We start from the raw sequence: 21264 nt of genomic DNA, 5'->3' as shown, positions 1-21264 counted from the left end.
GATTGCTTATGGCCTTAATGCCCAAACGAGTCAAATATCGAAAACAGCAGCGCGGCACCCTGAAGGGGGTTGCCACACGGAAGAATTATGTGGCGTTCGGGGAATACGGACTGCAGGCCCTGTCGGCGCACTGGATTACGGGCCGTCAGATCGAGGCCGGCCGTGTGGCGGCGACCCATTACCTGCACCGGGAAGGCAAGGTGTATATCCGGATTTTCCCGGACCATTCGTACACGGCCAAACCGCTGGAAACGCGTATGGGAAAAGGAAAGGCGGAAGTGGCCGGCTGGGTGGCGCGTGTAAAGCCCGGGACGATTCTGTTTGAAATCGGCGGCGTCGAGGAAAGTGTGGCCAAAGAAGCCCTGCTTCGCGTGGCGCACAAGATGCCGATTCGCTGCCGCTTTGTGACACGCCGTCATTCGCTTGGATAAGAGGATGTCTCTATTATGAAGATAAACGAAATTCGAGAAATGCGAACTGATGAACGCCTGGAAAAGCTTCAGGAGCTGCAGCGGAAAGTCTTTGAGCTTCGCTGTCAGGCGGTGACGGAGAATCTGCAGAACCGACATGTGATCCGAAATATCCGGCGTGATATCGCCCGAATCAAAACGGTGATGCGAGAGGAAGAACGGAAGGGCCGGTAAGTGCATATGGAAGCAGTCAAGAACAAGAAGATTCAGAAGAAGCGCGGAACCGTGGTCAGCCGCAGCGGAGACAAGAGCATCGTGGTGCGGATTGATTACCTGATGAAGCACCCGAAATATGAGAAGTATATCCGCCGGCGGACGAAACTGGCGGTGCATGACCCGGCGAATGAGGCCGGCGTAGGTGATTTTGTGGAAATTACTCCATGCCGCCCCATCAGCAAGCGGAAGAGCTGGCGGCTGGTGAAGATTTTGCAGAAAGCGGTCAAAGAGTAAAGGATGCAGCCGTGATACAGCAGGAAACCATGTTGGAAATCGCCGACAACAGCGGCGTGAAAACAGCTCAGTGTATCCGAGTGCTGGGCAAGAGCAGTGCCCGAAAAGGAAAGTACACCCGGGTGACCGCCAGCATCGGAGATATCGTGTGTGTGGCGATCAAAAAGCACCTGCCCAGCTGTCAGCTGGACCGCAAGAAGGTGTACAAGTGCGTGATTATCCGCACGAAGTATCCGGTCCGGCGCCCGGACGGCAGCTATGTCCGGTTTGACAGCAATGCGGCGGTCATCATTGACAATGAAAACAATCCGATCGGGACCCGAATTTTCGGGGCGGTGGCCCGGGAACTTCGCGAGAAGAACTTTATGAAAATTATCTCGCTGGCCAGTGAAGTGGTTTAGTGTGAGGAAAGCCGAGAGCGCATATGGCAAGACATATTAAAAAAGGCGATATGGTGCAGGTGATATCCGGAGACCAGAAAGGGGTCACCGGACGGGTGATTCGGGTGATGCCGGACAAAGAACTGGCCCTGGTGGAAGGCGTGAACCTTGTTTATAAGCATGTTCGCCCTTCACAGAAAAATCCGCAGGGCGGGCGGATTCGGATTGAACGGCCGATTCATCTGAGCAATCTGCTGCCGGTGCATCCCAAAACCAACAAGGGCACCCGGGTTCGTTTCGTTGTGGATTCCAAAGGTGTCAAGAAGCGAACAGCTGCGGACGGAACGGAAATCGGAATTGTACGGAAAGCCAAGCAGAAATAACATAAGGTGAAGTCAATATGGCTCGTTTGAAGGTTTTATATAAATCGAAGGTTGTTCCGGCTCTGAAAGAGAAGTTCGGTTATACGACGCCGATGGCCGTTCCGCGTCTGGAGAAGATTGTGGTCTCGATGGGGGTCGGAAAGGCCACGCAGGACAAAAAGTTTTTGGATATGGCCCTGCGGGATTTGACGGTGATTACCGGCCAGAAGCCCCTGATTTGTGCGGCCAAAAAGAGCGTGTCAAACTTCAAGGTGCGTCAGGGAGACAAGACGGGCCTGAAGGTAACCCTTCGTCGGGACCGGATGTATGAATTTCTGGACCGTCTGATTAACCTGGCGATTCCGCGTGTGAAAGACTTCCGCGGGCTCAATCCCAACGGCTTTGACGGGCACGGGAATTATTCGATGGGTCTGGAGGAACAGAGTGTGTTCCCCGAAATTGATGCGGCCCGCATCGAAGTCAATCAGGGCATGAATATAACGTTTGTGACAAGCGCCAAAACGGATGAAGAAGGCCGTGAACTGCTGCGGCTGTTCGGAATGCCGTTTCGGTCGTAACCCATTACGAAGCGCTGGAGACGGATATGTCCACCAAGGCACTGGAAAACAAGGCGAGAAAGAAACCGAAGTTTCGGAGCCGTGCTTATACGCGGTGTCAAATCTGCGGGCGGGCTCGTGCGGTATATCGGAAGTTTAAGATTTGCCGGATTTGTTTTCGGAAACTGGCCAACGAGGGGAAGATTCCCGGCGTCAAAAAGGCCAGCTGGTAAACGGCAGCAGACCGGACGTTTTTTTGGAGAGATTCATGAGTTTAGGTGATCCGATAGCTGATATGTTGACCCGGATTCGGAACGCATCGCGAGTCGGGCGTTCTCAGGTCCAGGTAAAGGCCTCCAAGGTGTGCGAAGGGATAGCGGCCGTCCTGAAAGAAGAGGGGTATATTCGGGACTATGACCGGATTGATGACGGCAAACAGGGTCTTCTTCGGGTCTTTCTGAAGTACACACCGGACGGACGGCCTGTGATTCAGATGATTAAACGGGTCAGCAAGCCCGGACGTCGGAAATATTGCGGTGTGGATGAGCTGCCGGTGGTGCTCAACGGGATGGGCATCTCCATCTTGTCCACGAGTCGTGGAGTGGTAAGTGATCGAGTCTGCCGTCGGGACCATATCGGCGGCGAATTACTGTGCACGGTGAGTTAAATGAGTCGAATCGGAAAAAAGGCAATTCAGATTCCCAGCGGCGTGAAGGTCGAGCAGTCCGGTCAGCTGATTAAAATCAGCGGGCCGAAGGGAACCCTGCAGCTGCAGTGTCGGCCTGAAATTCAGGTTCGGGTGGCGGACGGCAAAATTGAAGTAAGCAATCCGGACCCGCAGGACCGACAGAAACGGGCATTTCACGGAACGACCCGCGCCCTCCTGAACAACATGGTGAAGGGCGTCAGCGAGGGCTTCCAGAAGGAAATGCTGATTTACGGTACGGGCTACAGCGTCAAAGAACAGGGCGGCAAGCTGATTTTGTCGGTCGGGTATGCCAAGCCGGCGGAACTGCCGATTCCCAAGGAAGTCAAGGTCGAAATCAAGACGCCGGCCACGAAAGGCAATGAAACCCCGGCGGTCTTTGTGCTGTCCAGCGCCAACAAGCAGGTGCTCGGTCAGTTCGCCGCAGAGATTCGGAAGGTCCGTCCGCCGGAGCCCTATCAGGGCAAGGGAATTCGGTATGCGGATGAACATGTGATTCGCAAGGAAGGCAAGGCCTTTGCCTCCGGCGGGTAATTGAACAGGTCAGGAGTTGTTGGATGCAGAGAGAACGGATACAACGAACGCGTCTGCGGCGTAATTTCCGCTCGCGGAGAAAGATTTTCGGGACGCCGGAGCGTCCGCGTCTGGTGGTGTTTCGCTCCAGCCGGCATATTTACGCTCAGATTATTGATGATATTGCGGGGGTGACGCTGGTCTCCTCCAGCACAATGAGCCGGGCTCTTCGGGGACAGCTCAAGAGCGGAGGCAATCGGGAGGCTGCCAAGGCGGTCGGGGCGGCGCTGGCCAAGCAGGCGCTGGATATGGGAATTCGAGCGGTCTGTTTTGACCGAAACGGATACAAATTTCACGGGCGAGTGAAGGCTCTGGCGGATGCAGCCCGCGAGACGGGCCTGAAGTTTTAAGGAATACGGGAATCAAGAAACCTGCAGAAACGGAGAACAGAGTTGGCTGAAGAAACCAGACTAACAATGCCGGGCGAACAGCCGCTGGAAGATACGGTGGTGAAGGTGTTTCGGAACGCCAAGGTGGTCAAAGGCGGCCGCCGGTTCAGTTTTTCGGCCCTGGTGGTGGTGGGCGACCGAAACGGAACGGTGGGCGTCGGATACGGCAAGGCCAATGAGGTTCCGCCGGCGGTGGAAAAGGCCATCAAGGACGCCAAGAAAAATCTGAAGCGCATTCCGGTCGTCGGCGGGACGATTCCGCACGAAGTGATCGGCAAGAGCCGTGCGACGCAGATTACAATGATTCCGGCCAGTCCGGGTACCGGGGTGATTGCCGGTTCCAGCGCCCGGGCGGTCCTCGAATACGCCGGGATTCGGAATGTGCTGACGAAAATCAACGGCAGCCGCTCGGCCAAGAATGTTGTCAAGGCCGTGATGAACGGTTTGCTGCAGTTGCGGGATAAGGAAACCATCGAATCGATCCGCGGGGTCGCGGTGGAAGCAGTCAAAAGGTGGTGAGTCAACCATGCGAAGTGATGAAATTACAGCGTTGGTCGGGGCAAATAAAAAGCGGAAACGGGTAGGCCGAGGTCCCGGCAGCGGACACGGAAAGACGGCTGGTCGCGGCCACAAAGGCGACCGGAGCCGTTCCGGGTTCTCCCTCCATCCGGCGTTTGAAGGCGGCCAGATGCCGCTGTTTCGCCGGCTGGCCAAGCGGGGCTTCAGCAATGCTCCGTTCTCCGAGCGATACGAAATCGTCAATGTTTCCCAGCTCGAGCGGTATTTCCGCGACGGGGATACGGTCGGGGTCAAGGAGCTGGCCGGTGCCGGACTTGTCCGGAGCGTGCAAAGCCGCGTGAAAATTCTGGGGGACGGCGAACTGACCAAAAAACTGGCGGTGTCGGCCCATAAATTCAGCAAAAGCGCAGAGCAGAAGATATCCGGCTGCGGCGGGACGGTAAAAGTGGTGGCCTGAGGTCGAGACACGGAAGGACCAACAACATGCTGACGACATTTGTCAACATCTTCAAAATTCCGGACCTGCGAAACAAGATTCTGTTTACGCTGGCCCTTCTGGTGATTTACCGGATCGGCTATCATATTCCGGTTCCCGGTTTCGACCAGGAGCAGATCACCAAGCAGGCGGCCTCTCGGGATAAGGAAACACCGTTCGGACGCGCCGCCGAGGTGCTTCAGATGTTTACCGGAGGTACGCTGGAGCACAGCAGTCTGTTTGGACTGGGGATTATGCCGTATATTTCGGCCTCGATTATTCTGATGCTGCTGGGGGAAATCTATCCGCCGCTTCGGAAACTCCGCCAGGAGGGGGCGACCGGCTACAAAAAGATTCAGGAATACACGCGCTATCTGACGGTTCCGCTGTGCATCATTCAGGCACTGATGTTTATGCGGATGGCGGCAATGGACGGATACACGTATCCGGGCATGCACGGCCGGGCAATCCTGATGGGCGTGGTGGGGATGACGGCCGGCACCATCTTTCTGATGTGGCTGGGCGAGCAGATTGACGAATACGGAATCGGAAACGGCATCAGTCTGATTATTATGGCCGGCATTCTGGCCCGGATGCCGGCCGCGGTGCTCGGGGTGATTGAAAAGACGGACCTGCGGGTCAGCCCGGAGCCCGGCACTTACGGGATTCTGACAGTTGTCTTCCTGATTCTGGCGTTTGTATTTGTCGTGGCCGGAACGATTCTGATTACGCAGGGCCAGCGGCGGATTCCGATTCAGCAGGCCAAGCAGATGCGGGGCCATCGGATGTACGGCGGGGCCAAGCATTATCTGCCGCTTCGGGTCAATCACGGCGGCGTGATGCCGATTATTTTTGCCTCGTCGCTGATGATGTTCCCCCCGATTATTCTGGAGCAGCTGGCCCGTCCCAATCTGCTGGGAGGAATGGCTTTTATGCGTGTGCTTATCGAAGCGTTCCGCCCCCAGGCGTACACGTATAACCTGCTTTATATTATTCTGATTTTTGTGTTTGCTTATTTCTGGACGACGGTCCAGTTTCAGCCGAAGGATATGGCCAAAAATCTTCGGGACCGCGGCAGCTTTATTCCGGGGCTTCGTCCCGGCCATCGGACGGCCGAATATCTGGAAACCGTGATGATTCGGATTACCTTCTTCGGGGCGGCCTTTTTGGCGATTATTGCGGTGGTGCCCAGTCTGGTCACGCAGATGTTCGGCGTGGACTATACGGCCGCTTCCTTCCTCGGAGGAACGGGACTTTTGATTGTGGTGAGCGTCTCGCTGGACCTGGTGCAGCGGATTGAAGCGAACCTGCTGATGCGAAACTACGAAGGGTTTTCGTCGGCCGGACGGATTCGGGGAGCTCGCGTATGAAGCTGATTCTTTTGGGACCGCCCGGTGCCGGCAAAGGCACACAGTGCAAGCGAATCGCAGAAAAATACGGCCTGGCCCATTTGTCCAGCGGAGATATCCTTCGGGCCGAACGGGCGGCCGGGACCGAATTGGGGCGCAAGGCCCAGTCCTATATGGATTCCGGCGGTCTGGTTCCGGATGATTTGATAATTGATATGATGATTGGGGCGATTAAGAAAACCGGCTCCAAAGGATATGTTCTGGACGGTTTTCCCCGTACCGTCGTGCAGGCGGAAGGGCTGGATGCCGCGCTGAAAAAGGCCGGAGAGACCATCGATGCGATCGTTTCGCTGGAAGTTCCGGATGAGGCGATTCTGGACCGGATGACCGGCCGGCGGAGCTGTCCGAAATGCGGGGCTGTTTATCATATTGTCAACCTGAAGCCGAAAGTGGACGGACAGTGTGATAAAGGCTGCGGCCCGCTTGTGCAGCGCAAGGATGACAGTCCCGAAGTGGTTTCGAATCGACTGAAAACGTACCATGAGCAGACGGCGGCGGTTCTGGGATATTATCGCCGTACGCAAAGCCGGATTATTGTGATTGATGCGGACCAGCCGATTGACAAAGTCAGTGAGGCCGTTTTTGCAGCACTCGGGCGGCTGGGACGTTAAATTGAGCCCTTATGGCGATTAAGCTCAGAAGCCGCCGGGAAATCGAGAAAATCCGCCGGGCCGGACAGGTCGTGGCGAAGGTTCTTTCAAAACTCAAAGAGGAAGCCGGACCGGGCGTCAGCACGGCGCATCTGGATGCCCTGGCCCGCCGATTGACCCGAGAGGCCGGAGCGATTGCCCTGTTTGAAGGGGTTCCCAATCCTTCCGGAGGCCGGCCGTTCCCGGGGGCCGTTTGTACCTCGGTCAATGAGCAGCTGGTGCACGGGATTCCTTCGCCGGATGTGGTGCTGCGGCCGGGCGATATTCTGAGCGTCGATTTCGGGGTGAAACTGGATGGATACTGCGGCGATGCAGCCTTTACCATCGGAATCGGCCCCATTGCTCCGGCACATCGGCGGCTGCTGGAGGTGACGGAGCGGATGCTCCAGATTGCGATCGAGCGGATGGCGCCGGGGGTTCGGTGGAGTACGATAGCGGCCCAGATGGAGGCCTGTGCGAAAGAAGCCCGATTTTCCGTGGTGAAGGATTATGTCGGGCACGGCATCGGGACGGAAATGCATGAGGAGCCCAAGGTGCCGAATTTTGTCAGCCCGGAACTGCTTCGCGAGGATATCGTGCTTCAGGAGGGGATGGTGCTGGCGGTAGAACCGATGGTCAATATGGGCAAGCCGGGCGTTCGGACGCTGAAAGACGGATGGACCGTTGTGACAAAAGATCGGCAGTATTCGGCCCATTTTGAACATACAATAGCAGTGGTAAAAGGCGGCTGTGAGGTTTTAACGCTCGATGAGAAGGCCGGGTAATCAGCCGTCAGGAGAAAAAAAACAGAGGGATATGGCGAAAAAAGATGCCATCAGACTGGAAGCGACGGTCGTAGAAGCTCTTCCGAATGCCATGTTTCGGGTAGAGCTGCAGAACGGCCATCGCATCCTGGCCCATGTGTCCGGAAAAATGCGGATGCATTTTATCCGGATACTGCCGGGGGATAAGGTGCTGGTGGAGATGAGTCCTTATGATTTGACCCGAGGACGGATTATTACGAGAAGTTAACACCCGGTTGGACAGGGAAAAATCTATGAAAGTACGAAGTTCCGTAAAACGAATTTGTGAAAACTGCAAGTTGGTCCGACGCAAAGGGGTTTTGCGAGTGATTTGTTCGAATCCCCGTCATAAGCAGCGTCAGGGCTGATAACGAGTCTTTCTAAGCGACAGGAGTTCATATGCCCCGTATCATTGGTGTAGATGTACCGAACAACAAGCCGGCGTGGATTGCCTTAAGCTACATCCACGGCATCGGACGCTATCTGGCCTGCAAGATTCTGGAGGAAGCCAAGGTCAATCCGCAGGTGCGGGCCGGGCAATTGACGGAAGATGAGGTCAGCCGAATCACCCAGATTATCGACCGGGACTACCTCGTGGAAGGGCAGCTGCGGAGAAAGGTTTCGCAGGATATCGCTCGTCTGAAGGAAATCGGCTGCTATCGGGGCATTCGTCACCGCCGCGGTCTTCCGGTTCGCGGTCAGCAGACGCAAAGCAATGCCCGTACGCGGAAAGGCAAACGGAAAACCGTGGCCGGCAAGAAGAGCGTCAAAGAAATGCGGTAACCGCTAAGACCAGCCGTCGCAGCGGAGACGGAATAGAGGAGTTGATTGGTTATGGCCAAAAGCGTAAAACGAAAAGTTCGGAAAAATGTGGTTCGCGGGATTGTTCATATCACGGCGACGTTCAACAACACCCTGATTACGGTCACGGATATGGACGGCGATACGATTTGTCAGGATTCCGGCGGCAGCGTGGGCTTTAAGGGCTCGCGGAAGAGTACGCCGTTTGCGGCACAGCGGGCGGCGGAAAAGGCGGCCCGTACGGCGATGCGCAGCGGCCTGCGCGAGGTGGAAATCCGCGTCAAAGGGCCCGGGTCCGGCCGGGAATCGGCGATTGCCGCGATTCAGCAGGCGGGTCTTCGGATTGCCTCCATTGAGGATGTCACGCCGATTCCGCACAACGGGTGCCGTCCCCGCAAGCGTCGGCGTGTTTAATCCGGACAACGGAACAATTGAACCTTACAAAGAGGAAGCTGACAGAATATGGCACGTTATCTTGAACCTACATGTCGGTTATGCCGGCGAGAAGGAATGAAGCTGATGCTCAAGGGCACACGGTGCGAAACCGCCAAGTGTGCGATTGAGCGGCGGGAAAAGAGCATGGCTCCCGGAATGCACGGCTGGCGGAGAGGACGCTACAGCGATTACGGCGTTCGCCTTCGCGAAAAGCAGAAGGTCAAACGGTATTACGGGCTGATGGAAAAGCAGTTTATGAGCATTTTCCGCGAAGCCGCCCGCCGGAAAGGCAACACTGGACGTACGCTGCTGGAGCTTCTCGAACGGCGTCTGGATAATGTGGTGTTTAAGCTGAACTTTGCTCCCTCCCGCAAGGCGGCCCGGCAGCTGATTGCCCATGGGCATATTTATCTGAACGGCCGGCGGGTGGATATTCCGGACCGACTAGTCAATATCGGCGACAAGATTACCCTGAAGAACTCGGAACGGACCCGCAAGCTGGTCAAGGCCCAGCTGGAGGCCAATCCGAATTTTCAGGTGCAGGGCTGGCTTCAGCTGGATGCCTCCAAGCCGGCGGCCACTGTCGTGGCTCTGCCGTCCCGTGAGGATGTCCAGCTGGCGATTGAAGAACATCTGGTTGTGGAGTTCTGTTCGAAATAACGAATTATTGGAAAACCGGGCGGATTCCAGAGAGTGGTTTTCTTCTCCTTTCGGCCCGAAGAAAAGCACTGAGAACATTCGCCCGCTGCTGGAGGCCTATGTATGAGAATTACCTGGAGAGGTTTGGAACTGCCGACGCGTGTGCAGAAGGACACGGATGTGTCCACCGACCGGTACGGCCGGTTTATTATCGAGCCGTTTGAACGGGGATTCGGCACGACAATCGGAAACAGTCTTCGGCGGATTCTGCTTTCTTCGCTGGAAGGCAGCGCCGTTGAATCCATTAAGATTCAGAATGTCACGCATGAATTTACGTCCATCCCGGGGGTGATGGAGGACGTGACGGATATCGTTTTGAACGTCAAGCGTCTGGTGGTTCGGATGCAGGGCGACCAGCGCCGCACGATGAAAGTGCGTGCGAATCAGGTCGGTCCTGTGACGGCGGGCATGATTGAGTGCGACCCGGCGATTGAAATCATCAACAAGGATCTGGTGCTGGCGACGCTGACGGAAAATGTAAACTTTGAGATGGAAATGGTGGTGGGCAACGGCCGCGGCTATTCGCCGGCTTCCGAGCGGATTGCGGCCTCCGACCGCGCAGAGCAGGAAATCGGGCGGATTGAGGTCGATGCGATTTATTCGCCGGTTCTGCGCGTACGCTATAAGACGGAGGATACACGAGTCGGCCAGCGCACCAACTATGACAAGCTGATTCTGGAAATCTGGACGGACGGCACCGTCACGCCGGAAATGGCTCTGGTGGAAGCGGGCAAGATTCTCCGCAAGTACATCAACCCGATTGTTCAGTATGACCAGCTGGGCAAAGAGACTGTGGAAGAGGCGGTCCAGGCCGAGCCGCAGCCGTCCAAGGCGGTCAATGAGGAACTGGCGGCCAAACTGGCGATGCCGATTGAGCAGCTGGAGCTGACGGTCCGCTCGAGCAACTGCCTGGAGTCGAACAATATTCAGACCGTCGGACAGCTGGTGAAGATGACGGAAGCGGACCTGCTGAAGATTCGCAGCTTCGGGAAAACCAGTCTGCGTGAGGTCAAGCGGAAACTGGCGGAACTCGGATTGTCCTTAGGGATGACCGGAGTCTAAAACAAAGCGGAAAAAAGACAAAATTGAGGTGATTGGATATGCGTCATCGGATAGCAGGAAGACAATTGGGACGAACCAGCGAGCATCGGCTCGCCCTGCGTCGGAATCTGGCGGCTTCTCTGTTTGAGCATGAGACGATTTCGACGACGCTGGAAAAAGCCAAAGAGGTCCGCGGATTTGCCGAGAAGCTGATTACGCTGGCCAAAAAGGGGAATCTTCACGCCCGTCGGCAGGCACTTCGTCTGCTGAACGACCGGGCGATTTACAAAGAAGAGGACGGCCGAATGGTCAAGGTGGGCACGGTGATTGGAAAGCTTTTCAGTGATATCGGCCCCCGTTTCCTGGACCGGCCGGGCGGCTATACGCGAATTATTCGCCTGCCCAGGCACCGGCTCGGCGACAACGGGCGTCTGGTTCTGCTTCAGCTGGTTGAGCAGGGCAAATCAGAACCGGAAAAGACCTCCAAGAAGTCCTAAGCGGATTTTCCAAAGCGGACGGCGGTACTGCGTCCGCTTTTTTTGTCGGTTCAGGCGGGAGGATTCAGATGGATGAATGTGTATTTTGCCGAATCGCCGCAGGGCAGATTCCCTCCGCAAAGGTTTTTGAAAACGAGGAGGTTCTGGCCTTTCTGGATATTGGCCCGGTATCGGATGGGCATACACTGGTAATCCCCAGGCGGCATTACAACCGGCTGGATGAATGCCCGGCCTCGACGCTTTCGAGTCTGGCGGCCGTTTTATCTCAAGTTTCCGGGGCCGTCCAAAAGGCGATGAAAGCGGATGGATACAATGTGCTTTGCAACAACGGCCGAGCGGCCGGACAAATTGTCGAGCATCTGCATTTTCATATTATTCCCAGAAAGACAGGGGATGGGCTGTTCCGGAACTGGCCTTCCTATTCCTATCCGGAAGGAAAGGCCGCTCAGATAGCCGAACAAATTCGCCGGATGCTCGAAAAATAATTGAATGAGCGGTTGCACAAGGCCGCAAACTGTGGTATAGAAGACAAAACCTGATCGCGGGGTAGAGCAGTCTGGTAGCTCGTCGGGCTCATAACCCGGAGGTCGGAGGTTCGAATCCTCCCCCCGCCAAATGCTTATCAAAAAAGGACTTGCAGAAAAATCGGCAAGTCCTTTTTTTGTCGAAAAAGGGCCAAATGTACCCGATTTTGCACCCTATCACAAAAAGGGTTTCCGGAATGGAAAGAGTCCAAACAGGCCCGATAATCTTTTCCTGATTCTTGAGCGGCTCAAAATCTTTTTCAGCAAAGGTTTTTTACTTTTTTGTTCCAGAATATTCAGATATTGGTGTTGACTTTTTTCTTGTTTTTTCGTTATAATTCGATTAGAAATGGATTAAAATAAACTCAAGAGGGGCGGTTTTTCTTGCATACAGAAGAGTGTGGGGTTCGTCAGGGTGTGGAAGAAGATAAATTTCGTCCGAATGGGACTTCTTTTTTAGAAGCTTTTGCTGATTCACACAAATGTTTCGAAGCTTTCTGACAGGGAGAAAAGATAAGAAGGTGGTAGAACCGGTCAAGAGGTCGCCGGGAAAAGATACCGTTCCCCTCGAACCCGCTGAGCTTTCCGGCCCCTCTCCAATTCAGGCAGAACTCGCCGGCCCATCCAGGGAGGAAATCGCTCCGGTCTGTTCTCTGGGCCGCAAAGATTTAACCTGCTGCCGCTATGAATTGAAGTACCGAATTACGGAGGGAAAAGCTCAGGCCATTCGAGATTTTGTTCAGCACTATTTGTCGGTGGATAAATATGCCCTGATGTATCCGGACCGTCAGTACCCTATTTCGAGTCTGTATTGGGACTCTCCAGACCTTCAGCTGTGCCGGGAAACGCTTTCGGGCAAGTCGAACCGGTTTAAATTGCGGATTCGAACGTACAATGACCTGCCGCAGACCCCGCTGTTTTTGGAAGTCAAGCGGCGGGTGAATAAAGTAATTGTCAAAAGCCGGGCTCGAGTTGAACGCTCAGAACTGCAGGCTGCCCTGGAGGGGACGCTGGACCTTCACGGCCGCTCGGAGAAAGACCGCCAGGCCCTCAAGCAGTTTTTGTTTTACAAACAGGCGCTGCAGGCTCAGCCGGTCGTTCTGGTTCGGTATATGCGGGAGGCCTATGAAGGGGAGGGCGACCATCGGGTGCGGGTTACTTTTGATCGGCAGCTTCATTTCCGCAAACCGCACGGGCTGGAGGTGACGCTGAATGGACCGGGCTGGCAGACCGTGCCGGTTCCGTTTGTCGTTTTGGAAATCAAGTTTACGGACCATTATCCGGCCTGGCTGGAGACGATGATTCGCCTGTTTGAACTGAATCTGTCGTCAATGTCCAAATATGTCTCCTCTGTATCCTGTTTTTCGGAAGGGGTCCTCTTCCGATATCTGGAATGATGGACGGATTACGGCATCTATTTGATGATTATTCTTCGCAGTCGGGAGCGGATGCTCTGACAGTGATTCTGTCGCTGCTGCTGGCGTTTGTGCTCGGACAGGTGCTGGCGTGGATTTATTCGTTTACGCATCACGGACTGTCGTATTCCAAATCCTTTGTGCAGTCGCTGATTGTGATTACGATAGTGGTGGCCCTTGTGATGACGACGATTGCCGGCAGCTTTGTCGTGGCGGTCGGTTTGATGGGGGCGCTGTCGATTATCCGGTTTCGAAACATGATTAAGGACACGCGGGACATTGCTTTTTTGTTCTGCGCTCTGGTGATCGGCATGGCCTGCGGGTCCGGACGATATGCGATTGCCGTCATCGGCACGGCGGTTCTCGGGCTGGTGCTGCTCTATCTGTACTGGGCGGATTTCGGGGCGTTTCATTCAAGCAATGCGCTGCTTCGGTTTACCTTTCACGGCGAGCTGAGTCCGGACCATCCGCTTTTTAAGGTGCTCCGGCGGTTTTGCCGGACGATTGTCCTGACCTCTTCCCAAAGCCGCGGGCCGGACCGTTCCCGGATGGATTACGCCTATCAGATTACTCTGCGGAAGGCCTCTCTGAATCAGCAGATGCTTTCCGAACTGCGGAAAATCGAAGGAATTGAGAATCTGAGCATAGCCATTCAGGAGCAAATCCTTGAACTCTGACCGGAGAATCATTTCGAAGAGAAAGGGGCATATCCTGACGGGGCTGCTGCCGGTACTGGTCTGGCTGGCGGCGCTGGCGGCGGTTTGTTATCTTTTCTTTTATCGTCACGGGCGGTTTTCAACGGTGGGAATCGCCGGTTCGCAGACCTGTGTCTTCACCGCACCGGATTCCGGATGGGTCATCTCGGTGCCGGTTCATCTGTATCAGTCAGTCCGCCGGGGACAGCCCCTGGCGGTTCTGCGGCTTCTGGCGCCGGCGGAAATTGAGCGGACGCGGGCCCAGCTGGAAGCGGAGAAAGCGGCGGCCCTGACGGAGCTCGAATATCGGAAACTGCAGGCCGAACAGATGATTCGACAGCTGGCCGCCGGACAGTCACGCGAGCGCCTCGAGCAGCTCTATCGCGAGCACCAGATGGCCCTGGATGCAGAACGAACTCGCCTGCTGATTCTGGAGATTCAGACGCGTCTTGAGCCGGCTCGCATTCAGCTCAAAGACCTCGAAAACGAACAGCGGGTCCTCGAAGAGCTGTTGGCCAGGAAGGCGATAGAACCGTACGAACTGCAGAAAGTCCGGGTTCAGGCGGAGGCCCTGGCGGTTCAGATTGCTCAGGACCAGCAGCGGCTGGAGCAGGCCCGACAGGATTATCAGACTCTTCAGGAGCGTCTGGAGGCCTTCCGGGCTTCGGCTGGTTCGGTTTCTCCGGAGCCGATGCTGTCTCTGGAGCCGCTTCGGCGGGCCATTGTTCAGCAGGAAAAGCGGCTGGAGGAGCTTTCGGCCGTGCATTTTGATGTGGTTCTCGAGGCTCCTTTTGATGGGATTGTTGCCTCCGTCGGCTGTACACCCGGCCAGACCGTCAGCCGGGATATGCCGATTCTGACACTGGTGGCCCCGTCCGTCGATTTTGTGACGGCCTGGGTGCCTCAGGAACAAGGCGCTTCCATCACACTGCGTCAGCCGGTCGAAATCATCAAGACGTCCGCTCCCCGAAAGGTCCTGCGTTCCGAGGTGGCTGAAATCGGCCCAATGGTGGAACTGATGCCGGAACGGCTCTGGAAAAATCCGACGATTCCGGAATGGGGCCGACCCGTTCGGATTCCGGTGCATCCGGATATGCAGCTGCTCCCGAATGAACTGGTGGGAATTCGCGGCATTTAGCCGTCGGTTTTTATGAACAGGAACCTCCGAAATCCATGAAAAACACGGTTCTCACAGCCGGGGGGATTTGTTATCTGCTTTTATGGTTTGCCGGATGTTCGCTGGACCCGGAACGAGTGAGCCGTCAGACGGATGACGTTGTGTATTCCCTTTTGGAAGACCGCTGGAAGGAGTCTTTCGGAGACGGAGCAGATTACCGGATAGACCCCTTTTCATCTCCCAGCCGGCCGGAGCGCCTCCAGGAATTTGAACAAAACCCTGTTCTGTCGCTGGCCCGGGCGGCCGAGCTGGCGGTGACGAGGACCCATGAATATCAGACCGCCAAGGAGCAGCTGTATCTGGCGGCCCTGAATCTGCGGGATGCGCAGCATTTGTATGAGTGGACGCCGTTTGCGCGGGCCACGGGGGGATATGCCAAAGAAGGCGACCAGGGAGGGGAGGGCGGGCGGGAGGCCCTGGGGGGTTCCGGAGAAGGAGGCATCCGCAGACTGCTGGCGAGCGGTACGGTTCTGACAAGCGGTTTGTCGGTCGGCTATATGGATGTCTTGTCGGGGGACTTCCGCAGCGGTCTGCAGACTATCTTTCAGGCGGCGGTGACCCAGCCGCTTCTTCGCGGGGCGGACCGAAAGGTTGTTCTGGAGGCCCTGACGCAGGCTGAGCAGGATACGCTGTATGCCATTCGGGACTTCAATCGGTTTCGCCAGACCTTTCTGGTGTCTGTCGTGACGGAGTATTACCGCCTGCTTTTTTATCAGATGCAGCTGAAATACAGCCGGGAGCACTACCTGCAGATGCTGTCGATCTATGACAGGATGGCTCCGCTGGTTCAGGCCGGCCGTTTAGCGGCGTTTGAACTGGAGCAGGCCCATCAGGACAAAATCCGCGCCTGGGACAGCTACCTTCAGGCACGGCAGCAGTATGAAACCCAGAAAGATGTGCTCAAACGGATGCTCAATATTCCGCAGGAGGCGCCGATTGAACCGGATGTGAATGAATGGGCGGCCCTGGCCGATGGGCTCCGCGAGCTGCCTCTGACGGAGGAGCAGGCAATTGAGGCGGCCCTGAATCAGCGTCTGGATTTGGCCAATGCCTTTGACCGCACGCTCGATGCACAGCGGCATGCAGAAATAGCGGCGGATGCCCTGAAGGCGGATTTGACCTTCGTGGGTTTTTACAGCCCCGCCAACGACGGCGCCAGACGGTATGCGTTCGGGGCCGACCCGGGCGATTTGCAGCGGGTTCGCGACCGCTACGAGGCAACGCTTCGGCTGGACCTGCCGCTGGACCGGGAAAGGGAGAAAAATAACTACAAGCGGGCCCTGATTGCCTGGGCGCAGCAGCAGCGGATTCATCAGCAGCTGACCGAGCAGGTGGTTCTGGAGGTGCGGAAGGCCTATCGGGACTGTCAGGAAGCCCGGCAGCGATATCAGGTTCAAAAGGAGGCCTGCCGGCTGGCACAGGAGCGGCTGGAAAAGACCCTCGAGCTGATGCAGGTTGCCCGGGCCAAAAGCCGCGATGTCCTCGATGCCCAGAAGGATTCTTATCAGGCCCATCGGGCCTTTACGGAGGCCGTTTTTGCGTATTCGACGGCCCTGTTGCAGTTTTATCGGGATACCGGAATGCTGTGGGTGAAATCCGGCGGAGGATGGGAGGTGCGGACGGCGTCATCGGCCGGTATTCAGCCGTAGGACAGAAGGAGAGGAAGGCGGGAAACCATGAAACGATTTCTGCTGTGGGCGGCTGTCTCTTTGGCGGCGGCCGCAGGCGGTTCCTATCCGGTCGGCGATTTAAATCAGGATTGGCGGGTGGACCTGACCGACCTGGTTATTTTTGGAGAACAGTGGCTGACCGACGTGTCCTGTTCCGGTCTGTTTTGTGCGGATTTGGACAGTCTTTCCGGCGTGACCCTGTCGGATTTCCAGCAGTTTGCGATGAACTGGCTGACCGATTTGTATCATCCGCCGCTGCTGATTAATGAATTTATGGCATCCAGCAACAGCGCCAGCGGCATCAGCGATCCGCAGGGACATTTTGATGACTGGATTGAGATTTACAATGCCGGCGATGTGCCGATTGATTTGGCCGGGATGTATCTGACCGACAATCTGAACAATCCGACCGCCTGGCGGTTTCCCTTCGGTCGGCCGTCGGAAACGACGATTCCTCCAAAGGGGTTTTTGGTGGTCTGGGCGGATGGGCACGTTCAGGACAGTCCCGGACTGCACGCCTCATTCAGTCTGAGTGCGGCAGGCGAGCAAATCGGATTGTTTGATACGGACGGGGTCAAGCCGATTGATACCGTCGTTTTCGGAACCCAGACAACCAATCTTTCGTACGGACGCTGGCCGGATGGAGGTTCTGACCAGCGGTTTTTTGCTGTGCCCACCCCCGGAGCGGCCAACAGCAGCGCATACAGCGGTCTTGTCGGCGATGTGGAGTTCAGCCACAAGCGGGGGTTTTATGATGCACCGTTCAGCCTGATTTTAAGCTGTGATACGCCTGGGGTGACGATTTATTATACAACCAACAGCAGCACTCCGATTGAAAATGAGGCCCCAACGGCGTCAGCCGTGCGGTACACGGGACCGATTTCGGTCTCTTCCACGCGCTGTATTCGTGCGGCGGCGGTCAAGACCGGCTGGAAGCCGAGTCCTGTCGGCACGCACACGTACCTTTTCGGGGCTTCTGCAGCGATACGGTCGATGCCGGTTATCTCCATTGTCGGAGACCCGCAGAAATCTCTGTACGAGCCGGATGGGGTGATGGCGATTGTCGGCGGCACATACAGCGACGGCGTCTGGCAGTCCAGCGGCCCGGGCAGCTATAACAATCCGCTGCAGCGCGGACGAAGCTATGAGCGGCCCGTCTCGTTTGAATATCTGAATCGGAATACGGGAGCGGCTTTTCAGCAGGATTGCGGGATTCGGGTTCACGGCAGCGATTTTACGCGGCCCCGCTATACGCGCGGGGAGGACTGGATTACCTGCTGGGTAAACTGGTGGCCTGGCTGGAACACCAACAAGTTCAGTTTCAATCTCTGGTTTCGAAATGTGTACGGAACAGGGCGGCTGGAGTATCCGCTGTTTCCGTTTCTGAATGTGGATTCGTTTGAGAGCATTGTTTTGCGCGCGGGTCATAACGACGCCTGCACGCCGTTTGTCAAGGATGAATGGGCCCGTCGGCTGTTTCGGGACATGGGGCATGCGCAGGTGACCGGCTTCTTTGCCAATCTGTACATCAATGGCGTCTATCGCGGCTATTACAATCCAACCGCCCGCGGTGACAAGGAGTTTTATCAGGAATGGTACAACACCAAAGACGACTTTGACGTCATTACACAGTCCGGCGTGCGGGACGGGGACGATGCGGCCTGGAGCAGTCTGCTTTGGTATGCCAACAACCGCAATCTGAGCAATATGGCTGATTATGAGTATGTGGCAAGCCGGCTGGACCTTCCGTCCTTTATCGATATGCTGATTCTTCAGAATTACATCGGCAATTTTGACTGGCCCGGCAACAACTGGGATGTGCATCGGCGAAGGACTCCGGATGGGAAATTTGCATTCAGCATTTGGGATGCGGAAGGACTGGCGGAAACGTGGATATTCGGAAACAACGGGGAAAATCTGCAGAAAAATTCTTTTGAGCATTTTCCCAGCTGGACATCTCCGACAGGGCTGAACAACCTGTCCTGGTGTCCGATTTCTCAGCTGTACCGGGCCCTGCGGAACAATCCGGAGTTTCGGCAGATGTTTGCCGACCGGGTGCACCGGCATTTTCGCAACGGAGGGGTTCTGACTCAGGCCAATCTTCTGTCGAAGTGGTGGGAGGTCTTCGGTGAGGTATCTGCTGTGCTGCCGGAAACGACGGCGTTTCCGGTCCGCTACGTGCCGGATATTTTTATTCCCAAGCGTGAACCGTATATCCTGGCGGCCTTTGCCAACAATAATTTATTCAGCACATCGTTCGGTTATCCGATTTTTTATATCAATGGGGTGTACCAGCACGGCGGATATGTCAGCTCCGGCTCGATTCTGACAATGACGCAATCCACCCCTTCGGGGACGCTTTACTATACGCTGGACGGCACAGACCCGCGTCTGCCTTCATCCACCCAGCTGGTTGCGCAGGGGTTTGTTGTGCCCGACAGCGCCCCGAAGAAAGTGCTGGTCCCCACAGGGGATATCGGGACGGCCTGGCGGGGCAGCAGCGAACCTTTCAATGATGCCGGCTGGACCGGCGGCACGGGCGGGGTCGGCTACGAACGGCAGACCGGCTATGAGAGCATGATTGGAATTGATGTCGGAGCGGCGATGTACAACAAGAATACAACCTGTTATATCCGGATTCCGTTCACTGTGGACGGCGCCGCTTTGCCGCATTATACCACACTGACGCTGCGGGTTCGCTATGACGACGGTTTTGTGGCTTTTTTGAACGGAATCGAAGTCAGGCGGGTAAACGCCCCTGCTTCCCTGAGCTGGAACTCGGCGGCTACCGCCAATCGAGAGGCCTCCTCTGCGTGGGATTCTTTTGATATTTCCTCGTATAGAAGCGCACTGCGGGCCGGGACGAACATTCTGGCCATTCACGGTCTGAACGTAAATCTCACCAGTTCCGATTTTCTGATTTCGGCGGAGTTGGAAGCGCCTTCCGTTTATACAACCATTCCGGCGGGCATTGCCCCGACGGCGGCGGCCTATACCGGTCCGATCCAGCTGACGGCCAGCGTTCCCGTCAAGGCGAGGATTCGAAGCAGCACCGGCCAGTGGAGCGTGCTCAATGAAGCGGTTTACGCGGTCGGGCCGGTCAAACAGAATCTGCGGGTTTCGGAACTGATGTACAATCCGCCGGACCCAAATCACGAATTCATCGAACTGGTCAATATCGGTCCGGAGACCATCAATCTAAATCTGGTTCGATTTACCAAGGGAATAGATTTTGCCTTTGGGCCCCAGACTCTGGCCGCCGGTGAGCGGATTGTCGTCGTTGTCAATCGGGCGGCTTTTCTCCAGCGGTATCCTTCCTTCAGCGGTCGGATTGCCGGAGAATATACGGGCCGGCTGGACAATGCCGGAGAGACGATTCGTCTGGAGGATGCCCTGGGGGCGGTCATTCAGGAGTTTGCCTACAAGGACAGCTGGTATCCGATTACGGACGGACAGGGTTTTTCGTTGACGGTCCGCAACCCCGCTCAGACGGATTTGGGGGCGTGGAGCCGAAAGGACGGGTGGCGGGCCAGTGCCTTGGCCGGCGGTTCACCGGGAACGGACGATTCGGGGATGGTGCCGGACCCGGGGGCGATTGTAATCAATGAACTGCTGGCCCATTCTCACGGCGGACAGCCGGACTGGATTGAATTGTACAACACGACGTCTCAGCCGATTGCCATCGGCGGCTGGTTCCTCAGCGACAGCACAGGAGATGAAAGTCGTATCAAAAAGTATGAGATTCCTGCAGGAACAACGGTGCCCGCCGGCGGCTATTTGGTGTTTTATGAGGATTTGCATTTTGGGAATCCGTCTGCCCCGGGTGTGAATCAGCCGTTTGCCCTCAGCGAAGGCGGCGAAACCGTTTATCTGCGAAGCGGTCTGAACGGGGAAATCGGGGGCTATGAGGCGGCACAGAGTTTCGGAGCCTCCGCCACAGGGGTTACCTTCGGACGCTATCAGAAAAGCACGCTGGACGGGGGCACGGCTTTTACGGCGATGAGCAGTCCGACGCCGGGAGCGGCCAATGCCTATCCGCTGGTGGGGCCTGTGGTGATTTCGGAGATTCAGTATCATCCGTCCGCCGCCAATACAGGGGGAGAGTTTCTGGAACTGCGCAATATCAGTTCTCAGCCGGTTGTGCTGCAGGACGAGGTTTCGACCGAAATTGCTCCGGGCAATTTCATCACCGAGTCGGTTCCGTGGAGGTTTGACCGGGGAATTGATTTTGTGTTTCCGGCGGGTACGACAATTCCCGCCGGCGGGATTCTGATTGTGGCGGAAAATCCGACGGCTTTTACGGCGTATTACGGTACGATGCCTTCGGGCGTGCAGGTTTTAGGGCCGTTTGCCGGCGGGACAAAACTCGATAACGGCGGAGAGACGATTCGGCTGGTTCGGCCTGGAGATCAGGAATACGGCAGGGAACGTTTCTGGATCTGTGTGGAACAGATTTCCTACGATGATGCGCCGCCTTGGCCGACCAGTGCGGACGGCGGCGGTCATTCCCTGCAACGGATTGTTCCCGCCCAGTACGGGGATGACGTTATCAACTGGCGGGCCGGACTGCCCGCTCCAGGCAATTAAG

General features: G+C 56.2%; 28 protein-coding genes and 1 tRNA gene. All 29 read left to right on the top strand.

Annotated elements, in window-relative coordinates; all coding sequences use genetic code 11:
• Positions 1-8: 8 nt before the first annotated feature.
• The 29 genes from rplP to WHS88_06505 all read left to right on the top strand — a co-directional run bounded on the left by rplP (position 9) and on the right by WHS88_06505 (position 21263).
• On the top strand, positions 9-431 hold the full coding sequence (gene rplP, locus WHS88_06645; GenBank protein ID MEJ5259851.1) for a 50S ribosomal protein L16: 423 nt from the start codon (positions 9-11) through the stop codon (positions 429-431).
• Positions 432-446: 15 nt separating this feature from the next.
• Positions 447-644, top strand: coding sequence for a 50S ribosomal protein L29 (rpmC, locus tag WHS88_06640; protein ID MEJ5259850.1), 198 nt, complete (start codon positions 447-449; stop codon positions 642-644).
• Positions 645-650: 6 nt separating this feature from the next.
• Positions 651-920 (top strand): 30S ribosomal protein S17, encoded by a 270-nt coding sequence (gene rpsQ, locus WHS88_06635; protein ID MEJ5259849.1) that lies wholly within the window; start codon positions 651-653, stop codon positions 918-920.
• Between the two features lie 11 nt (positions 921-931).
• Positions 932-1321, top strand: a complete 390-nt coding sequence (rplN, locus tag WHS88_06630) for a 50S ribosomal protein L14 (protein ID MEJ5259848.1) — start codon at positions 932-934, stop codon at positions 1319-1321.
• Positions 1322-1344: 23 nt separating this feature from the next.
• Positions 1345-1683, top strand: a complete 339-nt coding sequence (rplX, locus tag WHS88_06625) for a 50S ribosomal protein L24 (GenBank protein MEJ5259847.1) — start codon at positions 1345-1347, stop codon at positions 1681-1683.
• A 17-nt stretch (positions 1684-1700) separates the two neighbouring features.
• On the top strand, positions 1701-2240 hold the full coding sequence (gene rplE, locus WHS88_06620) for a 50S ribosomal protein L5 (protein ID MEJ5259846.1): 540 nt from the start codon (positions 1701-1703) through the stop codon (positions 2238-2240).
• 26 nt (positions 2241-2266) lie between these two features.
• Positions 2267-2452 (top strand): type Z 30S ribosomal protein S14, encoded by a 186-nt coding sequence (locus WHS88_06615; GenBank protein ID MEJ5259845.1) that lies wholly within the window; start codon positions 2267-2269, stop codon positions 2450-2452.
• A gap of 35 nt (positions 2453-2487) precedes the next feature.
• The gene (gene rpsH, locus WHS88_06610) at positions 2488-2886 is read left to right on the top strand and encodes a 30S ribosomal protein S8 (protein ID MEJ5259844.1); all 399 of its coding nucleotides are present in this window, start codon (positions 2488-2490) and stop codon (positions 2884-2886) included.
• Positions 2887-3459 (top strand): 50S ribosomal protein L6, encoded by a 573-nt coding sequence (gene rplF, locus WHS88_06605; protein MEJ5259843.1) that lies wholly within the window; start codon positions 2887-2889, stop codon positions 3457-3459. It abuts the gene before it with no gap.
• Between the two features lie 23 nt (positions 3460-3482).
• A complete protein-coding gene (gene rplR, locus WHS88_06600) occupies positions 3483-3848 on the top strand; it encodes a 50S ribosomal protein L18 (protein ID MEJ5259842.1) in 366 nt (121 codons plus the stop codon).
• 66 nt (positions 3849-3914) lie between these two features.
• Positions 3915-4406 carry a 30S ribosomal protein S5 gene (gene rpsE, locus WHS88_06595; GenBank protein MEJ5259841.1) on the top strand — a complete coding sequence of 164 codons (492 nt, stop codon included), beginning with the start codon at positions 3915-3917 and terminating at the stop codon, positions 4404-4406.
• Between the two features lie 7 nt (positions 4407-4413).
• On the top strand, positions 4414-4863 hold the full coding sequence (gene rplO / locus WHS88_06590; protein MEJ5259840.1) for a 50S ribosomal protein L15: 450 nt from the start codon (positions 4414-4416) through the stop codon (positions 4861-4863).
• Positions 4864-4889: 26 nt separating this feature from the next.
• Positions 4890-6251, top strand: coding sequence for a preprotein translocase subunit SecY (secY, locus tag WHS88_06585; protein MEJ5259839.1), 1362 nt, complete (start codon positions 4890-4892; stop codon positions 6249-6251).
• Positions 6248-6901 carry an adenylate kinase gene (locus tag WHS88_06580; protein MEJ5259838.1) on the top strand — a complete coding sequence of 218 codons (654 nt, stop codon included), beginning with the start codon at positions 6248-6250 and terminating at the stop codon, positions 6899-6901. Before secY ends, WHS88_06580 begins: the two co-directional genes overlap by 4 nt.
• An 11-nt stretch (positions 6902-6912) precedes the next feature.
• Positions 6913-7704, top strand: a complete 792-nt coding sequence (gene map, locus WHS88_06575) for a type I methionyl aminopeptidase (protein ID MEJ5259837.1) — start codon at positions 6913-6915, stop codon at positions 7702-7704.
• A gap of 31 nt (positions 7705-7735) precedes the next feature.
• A complete protein-coding gene (gene infA, locus WHS88_06570; protein ID MEJ5259836.1) occupies positions 7736-7951 on the top strand; it encodes a translation initiation factor IF-1 in 216 nt (71 codons plus the stop codon).
• 25 nt (positions 7952-7976) lie between these two features.
• On the top strand, positions 7977-8090 hold the full coding sequence (gene rpmJ / locus WHS88_06565) for a 50S ribosomal protein L36 (protein MEJ5259835.1): 114 nt from the start codon (positions 7977-7979) through the stop codon (positions 8088-8090).
• A gap of 31 nt (positions 8091-8121) precedes the next feature.
• Positions 8122-8505, top strand: coding sequence for a 30S ribosomal protein S13 (gene rpsM, locus WHS88_06560; protein ID MEJ5259834.1), 384 nt, complete (start codon positions 8122-8124; stop codon positions 8503-8505).
• A 51-nt stretch (positions 8506-8556) separates the two neighbouring features.
• Positions 8557-8937 (top strand): 30S ribosomal protein S11, encoded by a 381-nt coding sequence (rpsK, locus tag WHS88_06555; GenBank protein MEJ5259833.1) that lies wholly within the window; start codon positions 8557-8559, stop codon positions 8935-8937.
• A gap of 48 nt (positions 8938-8985) precedes the next feature.
• Positions 8986-9618, top strand: a complete 633-nt coding sequence (gene rpsD / locus WHS88_06550) for a 30S ribosomal protein S4 (protein MEJ5259832.1) — start codon at positions 8986-8988, stop codon at positions 9616-9618.
• A gap of 102 nt (positions 9619-9720) precedes the next feature.
• Positions 9721-10719, top strand: a complete 999-nt coding sequence (locus WHS88_06545; GenBank protein ID MEJ5259831.1) for a DNA-directed RNA polymerase subunit alpha — start codon at positions 9721-9723, stop codon at positions 10717-10719.
• Between the two features lie 38 nt (positions 10720-10757).
• Positions 10758-11195, top strand: a complete 438-nt coding sequence (gene rplQ, locus WHS88_06540) for a 50S ribosomal protein L17 (GenBank protein MEJ5259830.1) — start codon at positions 10758-10760, stop codon at positions 11193-11195.
• Positions 11196-11263: 68 nt separating this feature from the next.
• On the top strand, positions 11264-11680 hold the full coding sequence (locus tag WHS88_06535; protein ID MEJ5259829.1) for an HIT family protein: 417 nt from the start codon (positions 11264-11266) through the stop codon (positions 11678-11680).
• A 55-nt stretch (positions 11681-11735) separates the two neighbouring features.
• A tRNA-Met gene (locus WHS88_06530) sits at positions 11736-11809 on the top strand.
• A 431-nt stretch (positions 11810-12240) separates the two neighbouring features.
• Positions 12241-13116, top strand: coding sequence for a polyphosphate polymerase domain-containing protein (locus tag WHS88_06525; GenBank protein MEJ5259828.1), 876 nt, complete (start codon positions 12241-12243; stop codon positions 13114-13116).
• Positions 13113-13811 carry a DUF4956 domain-containing protein gene (locus WHS88_06520; GenBank protein MEJ5259827.1) on the top strand — a complete coding sequence of 233 codons (699 nt, stop codon included), beginning with the start codon at positions 13113-13115 and terminating at the stop codon, positions 13809-13811. Before WHS88_06525 ends, WHS88_06520 begins: the two co-directional genes overlap by 4 nt.
• Positions 13801-14967: an HlyD family efflux transporter periplasmic adaptor subunit gene (locus WHS88_06515; protein MEJ5259826.1), complete on the top strand. Its 1167-nt coding sequence runs from the start codon at positions 13801-13803 to the stop codon at positions 14965-14967. The genes WHS88_06520 and WHS88_06515 overlap by 11 nt, the downstream gene beginning before the upstream one ends.
• A gap of 35 nt (positions 14968-15002) precedes the next feature.
• Entirely contained in the window at positions 15003-16655 is a 1653-nt protein-coding gene (locus WHS88_06510) for a TolC family protein (protein MEJ5259825.1), read from the top strand.
• Positions 16656-16682: 27 nt separating this feature from the next.
• A complete protein-coding gene (locus WHS88_06505) occupies positions 16683-21263 on the top strand; it encodes a lamin tail domain-containing protein (GenBank protein MEJ5259824.1) in 4581 nt (1526 codons plus the stop codon).
• Position 21264 lies beyond the last annotated feature (1 nt).

The sequence above is a fragment of the Anaerohalosphaeraceae bacterium genome (assembly GCA_037479115.1).
Classification (GTDB): Bacteria; Planctomycetota; Phycisphaerae; order Sedimentisphaerales; family Anaerohalosphaeraceae; genus JAHDQI01.
The sequence above is the reverse complement of the archived record's forward strand: the minus strand, read 5'-3'. Positions and strand labels throughout refer to the sequence as shown.